At 66.9% G+C, this 7,603-nt stretch carries 7 protein-coding genes; 4 read left to right on the top strand and 3 right to left on the bottom strand.

The genetic code is table 11. From position 1 onward, the window contains the following. The coding region (locus tag D7V77_RS38745; RefSeq protein WP_199733977.1) for a hypothetical protein at positions 1-269 on the top strand (269 nt) is incomplete at its 5' end. A gap of 90 nt (positions 270-359) precedes the next feature. Here D7V77_RS38745 and D7V77_RS38740 read toward each other — a convergent pair. The 3 genes from D7V77_RS38740 to D7V77_RS38730 all read right to left on the bottom strand — a co-directional run bounded on the left by D7V77_RS38740 (position 360) and on the right by D7V77_RS38730 (position 3,270). Further along, positions 360-1,391: a hypothetical protein gene (locus D7V77_RS38740; RefSeq protein ID WP_120581241.1), complete on the bottom strand. Its 1,032-nt coding sequence runs from the start codon at positions 1,389-1,391 to the stop codon at positions 360-362. Positions 1,392-1,480: 89 nt separating this feature from the next. Continuing rightward, the gene (locus tag D7V77_RS38735; RefSeq protein ID WP_120581240.1) at positions 1,481-2,089 is read right to left on the bottom strand and encodes an isochorismatase family cysteine hydrolase; all 609 of its coding nucleotides are present in this window, start codon (positions 2,087-2,089) and stop codon (positions 1,481-1,483) included. Between the two features lie 89 nt (positions 2,090-2,178). Beyond that, entirely contained in the window at positions 2,179-3,270 is a 1,092-nt protein-coding gene (locus D7V77_RS38730; RefSeq protein WP_120581239.1) for a vWA domain-containing protein, read from the bottom strand. A gap of 187 nt (positions 3,271-3,457) precedes the next feature. On the opposite strand from D7V77_RS38730, the gene D7V77_RS38725 reads away from it, so the two are divergent. From D7V77_RS38725 to D7V77_RS44435, 3 genes are all read left to right on the top strand, one after another. Further along, a complete protein-coding gene (locus D7V77_RS38725) occupies positions 3,458-4,696 on the top strand; it encodes a styrene monooxygenase/indole monooxygenase family protein (protein ID WP_120581238.1) in 1,239 nt (412 codons plus the stop codon). A gap of 89 nt (positions 4,697-4,785) precedes the next feature. Continuing rightward, a complete protein-coding gene (locus D7V77_RS44440) occupies positions 4,786-6,783 on the top strand; it encodes an AHH domain-containing protein (protein ID WP_199733976.1) in 1,998 nt (665 codons plus the stop codon). After that, complete coding sequence (locus D7V77_RS44435; protein WP_199733975.1) at positions 6,780-7,430, top strand: hypothetical protein; 651 nt, start codon at positions 6,780-6,782, stop codon at positions 7,428-7,430. The genes D7V77_RS44440 and D7V77_RS44435 overlap by 4 nt, the downstream gene beginning before the upstream one ends. The last annotated feature ends 173 nt before the right edge of the window (positions 7,431-7,603 follow it).

Raw genomic sequence — 7,603 nt, 5'->3', positions numbered from 1 at the left:
CCACCGTGCTGAGCAGCATCGCGCAGCTGGTGCAGGGCATCACGCAGGGCGTGCAGGGTGTCGCTGAGGGCGTGCAGGGCGTCGCGGGCGCGGTGGGTGGCGCCGCGGGCGCGGTGGGTGGCGCCGCGGGCGCGGTGGGTGGCGCCGTGGGCGCGGTGGGCGGCGCGGTCGGTGCGGTGAGCGACGTCGCGACCAGCGTGCTGTCCCTGGCCCAGGGGCCGCAGCAGGACCCGACGGCCGGCATGAGCCAGGTCCCGACGATGGAGTAGTCCGCCGCACTGACGCGGTGATGAAAAAAGGGGTGACGGCGATGAGCCGTCACCCCTTTTTCGTGTCGTCACGGACGTCCAGCCGCCGCGCTACTCGATGGCGGCGACCTTGTCGTCCTTGCCGAACTTCACCCGCACCTTGGACGTCTTCGACTTCCAGTAGGTCCAGGTGCTGGATTGGAACGACGGCGTCTCATGCGCGGGCGGAGGACCCCACGCCATGCGCACGGCCTCGCGGCTCATGCCGGGCTCCACTTCCGACGCGGAGACCTTCTTGCGGTCATCCACCGACAGCGCCTCCAGCTTCGCGGCCTGGTCGTCCGGCGCGAACGAAGCCTGGAACAGCTTCCAGGTCTCCGAACCCGAGCGCGAGTCGTTGGTGAACTCGAGCTCCGCGCCGGTCTCCACGACCTTGAACTTCACGGAGGAGGAACCCTTGTCCAGCACCTCCACCTTCGCGTTGAACGGGATGATGGGGCCCTTGAGGTAGTTCACCCAGGACACGGTGCCGTCCTCGAAATGGAAGTTCGCGGTCGCGTGGTAGTAGGTCTTCTCCACCACGGGCGCGGGGGCCGGGGCGGCCGCGGGCTCGTCGCCCACCCGCACGACCTTGCCATCCGGGCCGAACTCGACCTCGAACGTGGAGAACTTCGAGTTCCAGTACGTCCAGCGGGTGCTCTGGAGCGAAGGCGTGCGGTGCGGCGGCGGCGGACCGGCCGTCAGCAGCACGGCCTCGCGCGACATGCCCCGAGCCAGCTCACCGGCGCGGACCTGCTTCTGCTCCTCGGGCGTCAGCGCGGCGATGCGCGGGGCCGGGTCCTGCTCGGCGAAGAAGCCGGCGAACAGCACGTTGATGGGCTTGCCCAGGCTCCGGTGCGTCACGAACCGGAACTCGGCGCCGGACTCGATGACCTTGCAGCGGACCTCGTCGCTGTCCCGCTCGAGGACCGCGACCTTCGCCCCCACGGGGATGGCCGCGCCCTTGCCGCGGTAGTTCACCGCGGAGAGCTGGTTCTTGTTCAAAAGGAAATTGGCCTGGGCGTACAGCACCTCGGCCTGGGCCCCCATCGCCGTCAACAACCCCAGCGCGAACACGGCGCTGAGAACATTCTTTCGATACACGCGAAAACCCCCTCGGGTCAGGCAACGGCGTGCTTCTAGTGGCGTCGCACGCACGGCCGCAAGGGGGTTCGCGCCGCTCTCCTCCGGCCCTACGCCCCCAGCATGCCAATCACTTCCGACGACGGCATGGGGCGCGAGAACATGGGGAAGTCATACTTGAGCGCGTTGCGGTGCTCCTCCGCCGAGGTGGCGGCGGCGCAGTCCGTGAGGGTGATGACGTCGAAGCCGTGCTCGTACGCGGTGCGCATGGTCGACTCGACACAGCAGTTGGTGAGGAAGCCGCCAATCACCACCGTCTTGATGCCCTTGCTGCGCAGGATGAAGTCCAGGTTGGTGCTGGCGAAGGTGTCCAGGCCACGCTTGCCTTCCACCACGATGTCGCCCTTCTGCGGCGCCAGCGCGTCGATGATCTGCGCGCCCCAGCTGCCCTTCACGAACGCCTTCCCGTCCACCACGCCCTTCAGGATGCCGTAGGGGTGCCGGGTCAGCTCGCCGTAGCCTTCCGCGAAGGTGATGGGCGCGTGCATCACCGTCACTCCCTTCGCCCGGGCGGCATTCACCACCGCCAGGGTGTTCTCCAGCATCTTCGTTTCGGCCATCACGCCCTTCACGGCCGGGTGCAGGACCCCGCCTTCGGTGGCGAACTCGTTCTGGTACTCAATCAACAACACGGCGGTGGTTGAAGGGTCGAGCAACATGGCGGACTCCGAGGCAAGGGGACCGGACCATTCCGGACGCCCGCCATGTTTGTCAGTCATTCCAACAGGCCGTCAAGCCATCCCCCGGCTCAGGCCGCGGCGCGAGCGCCGTCCCAGTCCTCCACTTCGTAGAGGAACTTCGTGCCGCCCTTGAGCTTGCGGTTGGCGGACGTGCTCTGGACGAAGACGACGTACTTCTCCAGGCTCGCGGGCCGGATGCGCACCGTCTCTCCTGGCGGCAGGCCGAGCATCTCCCGCGCGCGCTCGCCGCTGTAGAGGTCGCCGGACTTGCGGTCCATCAGCACCACCTCCTTGCGGCCCTGGATGGTCTCCGTCTTGGTGAACTCGTAGAAGCCACGCCCCGTCTTGAAGCCCAGGCCGTTCTCCGTCACGAACTCCTTGATGGCGCTGTCCCCTTCCACCTCCAGCACCTGGAAGCGGCCCGGAGGCACCGCGCGCAGGTCCGTCTCACCGAAGAGCGTGGACGCGGTCCGCTTGAGCATCGTGTTGAACATCGCGTTCAGGCCGCGGTTCATGCGGCCCTCGCGGGACACCTCCGCTTCGTATGCCTGGAGTTGCGAGTCCGAGGACTGCTTGTAGCAGACGGCCAGCAGCATGTCGGTGATGTGTGAGAACTGATCCAGGCTCAGGTGGAAGCCGCCCGACTTCTCCGCCAGCTCCTTGTAGAACGACGTCGCGTGACGGCGGTTCAGCGCCTGGACGCCATACACAGGCACGCCCTGCTCCCCCAGCGCGGCCACCTCCTTGCGCCAGTCCAGCTTCTTGGGGTTGTGCTGGGGCGGGTGCGGCACGTCGTCCCCAATGAGCACGAACGCCTTCGTGTAGCCCTCCGTCCAGGACAGGCTCCGGGCCTCGTGCAGCACCAATTCGTAGCACTCCGGCGCGTCACCGCCGCCCGTCTGGCCCACCTTCTCCACGAAGCGGGTGATGGCCTTGGCGTCGTCCGTGAGGTCCAACGCCTTGGTCACGTAGGTGGACTTCGCGTCACAGTAATCGCCGTGCGCGATGATGCCGATGCGGATGCCAGGGATCTCCTTCGTCAGCCGGGCCACGGCGGCCCCCAGCTTCTTCCGCACCTGCGCGAGACACGGATACATGCTGCCCGTGGTGTCAAAGCTGAAGACGACCTCGACGCGGTTATCAATCACAGAACTCGCCATGACGTGCTCCCCCTCGTTCGTTTCTCGCTGCGACAGGAAGAACAGTACTCGCGGGGTCTGACATGGAAGGGGGCTTCGGGGCGTCGGTTTCCGGGCGGCCTCGTACCGCCGTGCGTTGCCAGGAAGGGGCCCTCGTTTCGTAGTGTCCTGGCAGGGCGTGACGCCCGGACACCACCCAGGGGGGACCATGAGGAACATCGGCATCATCGGAGCGGGCCAGGCGGGGCTGCAGCTCGGCTTCGGCCTGTTGGAGCAGGGCTACGCGGTCACCGTCTACTCGGACCGCACGCCCGAGCAGATCTTCAACGCCCGGCTCGCCGCGACCACCTACCTCTTCGGCCGCGCCCACCGGTACGAGCAGGAGCTGGGGCTCGATTTCTGGACGGGCCCGGGGGAGTCCGCCCGGGGCGGGGACCTGGACGTCTGCGCGGCGCCGGGTCAGCGGGCGCTCCGGGTCCAGGGGCGCATCCTGAATCCAGGCAAGTCCCTGGACCTGCGGGCGAAGTACTCCCGCTGGCTCGCGGAGTTCGAGCGGCGCGGAGGCACCGTGGTGGTGCGGGACGTGGACGTGGAAGCGCTGGAGGCGCTCGCGCCCGGGCATGACCTGGTGGTGGTGACGACGGGCCGCAACAGCTTCACGCGGCTGTTCGAGCGGGACGCCGAGCGCAGCGTCCACACGCAGCCGCAACGGAACCTGGTGGCAATGATTGTCACCGGCATGAAGCCGCTGCACGAGACGCCCTACCCCGCGCTCAAGTTCATCCTGACGGCGGGCCACGGCGAGTACTTCGCCATGCCGTACTTCGACCGCATCCGGGGCCCGCTGAACGGCATCCTGCTGGAGGCCATCCCCGGCCAGGGATTGGACCGCTTCGGCGGCGTGAGCACCGCGAGGGAGGCGATGGAGCGGATGAAGCAGGTGCTGCGGGACTTCTCACCGTGGGTGGCGGAGCGGCTGGAGGGCGCCAGCATCGTGGACGAGTCCTCCTGGCTCACCGGCGCGTTCACGCCCACGGTGCGCAAGCCGGTGGGGCGGCTGCCCTCGGGACGCACGGTGATGGGGATGGGGGATGTCGTCATGCTCAACGACCCCATCGCGGGCCAGGGGCTCAACAGCGCGTCGAAGCAGGCGCACGCGATGACGCAGGCCATCCTCGAGCACGGCGACCAGCCCTTCACCCCGGACTGGATGGAGCAGACCTTCGAGCACTTCTGGCGGACGGAGGGCCAGTTCATCACCGCGTTCACCAACCTGCTGCTCCAGCCGCCTCCGCCGCACGTGCTGCGCTACCTGGGAGCCGCCTCGGCGATGTCCCCCCTGGCCGACACGTTCTTCGACAACTTCGGAGAGCCGCAGCGCTTCTGGCCTTGGATTGTCAGTCCTGCGGAGACCGAGGCGCGCATCCAGCAGGCAGCCGCCGCGTAGAGGCTGTAAGTCTTTGTCATTCCCACCCGGCCGGTCCTTCACTCCCGGTCGGGGTGGCTGAATCCTGTCAGTCCCGAGACGGGGGGGACATGACGATTCAATTCGGATTCATCGACCAGGGTGATGGCGCCAACCTCCGGACGCTTCCCGCGGAGATGAAGGGCTCCACCTGCCTGACCCCAGCGCCGCTGCCTCCGGGCACGCGGGTGAGCGTCATCCGGGACCATGCCCAGGCACCTGGATGGTCCTACGTCTCCACCGTGGTAGGGGGATACCTGCTGCAAGGCTACGTGCAGACCTTGCGCATTACGACGCAGCTGCCGGAGCCCGCGGCGACGCTCTATCAGGTCCGCCCAGGGGACCGCCTGGAGCCCATCGCCGCGCGCATCTACCGGCAGGCCATCCAGCCGGGGCGGGACCTGCGCTTCTACGAGAATGTCATTCATCACGTGAACGTGAAGAGTGGCCGCAAGGGGGGCCAGCGCATCGACGGTGACGTGCGGCTGGTCGCGGGTGAGCGCATCTGGCTGGTGAGCATCGCCTTCGCCAACCAGCTCCAGGGAATCGTGTCGAGCGGCTCCATCACCCACGAGGCGATGGCCAAGGCACGCAAGGCCGCCCGGCACCTGGAGGACGTCATCACCTCCGTGAGGCAGGCGGACCAGTACTTCGGAGAGGTCACCGGGCAGTACGGCAAGGCCATCCTGGATAACTGGCTGGAGATCTCCGCGATGGTGGTGGGCTTCATCGCCGCGGAGGCGCTGTCCACCTTCCTTGCGGCGACGCCCACCGGAGTAGGGCAGCTCGCGGCGGCGCTCATCCAGCTGGGCCTGGCGGCGTTCGGAGCCCATGGACTCATCGAGGCCGGAGGAGAGGCCCTGAAGCACGCGCAGCTGTGGCTCACTCATGCCTGGGAGGCCAACGGCTCACCGGAGAAGCTCAAGGAGGCGAGCAAGTCCTTCCTCCGGATGCTGGTGAGCATCGCGATGGCGGCGCTGGCGCTGATGGGCGTGAAGACCAACGCGGGACGTGGGCTCAAGCTGATGACGTCCGTGAAGATCACCCCACCCCGCATCTACATGATGGCGGCGGCGGGTCCCGGTGGTGCCTACGCGGGCGTCCCCGTGTTCCAGCCGGGATCCATCACCGCCGCCCCCTCCATCCCGCTTCCCTTCAATCCCTGGGGAGCCGGCACGCCGTTGCTGTCGAAGGCGGTCACGGAAGGCGGGACATCAAAGTCGGACCCCGAGCCCAGCCTGACCGAGCGCATGCTCAGTGACGCCGAGTTGGAGAAGCTGCTGGAGAAGCTCCCCAACTGGGACAAGCTCAAGGACTTCGTCGGCCGCCGCATCCCGCAGGAAGGGACGCCCGAGTTCAATGCGTTCAAGAAAGAGCTTCAGGCAGCAGGCTACCGCCTGGAGAAGTTGAACACGGGCTCCCAGCCCTATCGGCTGAGCCGTCCGCACGGAAAGGCCCTGGGAGACGAGTACGGGGCGCTCACGGTGACCGATGATGGGCTGGTGGTGCTCAAGGTCGGCAAGGGCACGCCTCGCCTGAGCGTCTTCACCCGCTACCGGAAGAACTACCTGGACTGGGTGGAGAAGACCCAGGGTCCGGCGGCACGGGCGGCGGCGGAGGTCCGGCTCTCCGCCGGCCATCCCATGCACCACCTCATCCCAGACGAGGTCGCCCAGAGCCACCCGCTGATCCGCATGGCTATGGAGCGGCTCAAGGGCTACACGATTGACCGGGGGTCGAACATCCTCGACATGCACTCTGGAATCAACGTGGAGGGCCAGCTCATCCACTCGGGCAGTCATCCCCTCTACAGCAAGTTCGTGCGTGCCCGGCTTGAGACCACCTGGAAGAATCTGTCCAGAAAGGGCCCCCCCTCCAGTTGGACGCCCAAGGTCATCGAGGACGCGATCCTCAAGGTCGAGAACGAGCTGCGCCAGGCCATCGAATCCGGGAGCCTGAAGGAGCCGGCCATCAAGGTGTTCCAGGAGCAACGCGGCGGTAGTGTGCTCACGGGGAAGAAGCTGGCGTTGCTGGAACTGTCCTCCCGCGAGGAGTCACACACCACATGATGTATGCATTGTCGACGGATGTCTCCCATGCCAAGGAGAATGCGGATATCTACGACGCTCATCTCATCGAGTTCGACGGTTTCGAGGACGTGACGTTCTTCGATCCCGACATCGGATATCAGAGCCAGCAGGGCGCACCCGGGGTCATCGAGTACTATGGCAACCTGGAGTGGATCGCCGGACGCGACCACCTGTGCACCACGTCCATGGGGTGGTTGCTGCTCTCCCGGCGCATGGTGCGAGTGCTCGAAGGGGTGGGCCCGTTCCGCCACCGCCTCATCCCCACGGTCATCTACGCGGAACGCATCAAGCACCTCGTGTACAGCGGATATCCCCGGAGGAGGACCTGGTATCCGGTGACGGACCCTGCGCTGAAGAACGAGGACTTCGTCATCCTCCAGTTGCTGGAGCGGACCGACTGCCTCGACCGGGAGCGCACCCTCGTGAAGGGCGTGCCCTTCCACCAGTGGGACGAGGAGCTTTTGGGCGAGGATGACGCCGAGCCACTCGTGCTCCGCCCGCCACCCGGAGGCTTCCCTCCCGTGTTCTTCGTCCCCGAGCTGGCCTTCTACTGCTACACCGAGGAGGCGCGTCAGGCGTGTGAGCAGGCGGGACTGAAGGGCCTGTGGTGGCGCCCCCAGCCTTGAGCCCGGACGCGCCCGGGGCTGACTTGGGGCGCGAGTCCGTCCCCCTCTAAGCCATCCGGGGTAAATCTTTGCCTAGGGAGGTAGCATCCACCGCTGCCCTGCAGGAGGGCAGGAGGAGCGGTGGATGAGCCGAAGCGGCAACCACCTCAAAGTGACGGTGCCACAGCGCCGAG

Origin of the sequence: Corallococcus sp. CA041A (assembly GCF_003612075.1) — a bacterium.
Lineage (GTDB): Bacteria > Myxococcota > Myxococcia > Myxococcales > Myxococcaceae > Corallococcus > Corallococcus exiguus.
Note: the sequence above shows the minus strand (reverse complement) of the source record. Positions and strands in the feature narration are given on the sequence as shown.

Coding starts and splice junctions, on each gene's coding strand:
- D7V77_RS38735 (WP_120581240.1), bottom strand. CDS start 2,089: ATGTTGCTCGACCCTTCAACCACCGCCGTGTTGTTGATTGAGTACCAG.
- D7V77_RS38730 (WP_120581239.1), bottom strand. CDS start 3,270: ATGGCGAGTTCTGTGATTGATAACCGCGTCGAGGTCGTCTTCAGCTTT.
- D7V77_RS38725 (WP_120581238.1), top strand. CDS start 3,458: ATGAGGAACATCGGCATCATCGGAGCGGGCCAGGCGGGGCTGCAGCTC.
- D7V77_RS44440 (WP_199733976.1), top strand. CDS start 4,786: ATGACGATTCAATTCGGATTCATCGACCAGGGTGATGGCGCCAACCTC.
- D7V77_RS44435 (WP_199733975.1), top strand. CDS start 6,780: ATGATGTATGCATTGTCGACGGATGTCTCCCATGCCAAGGAGAATGCG.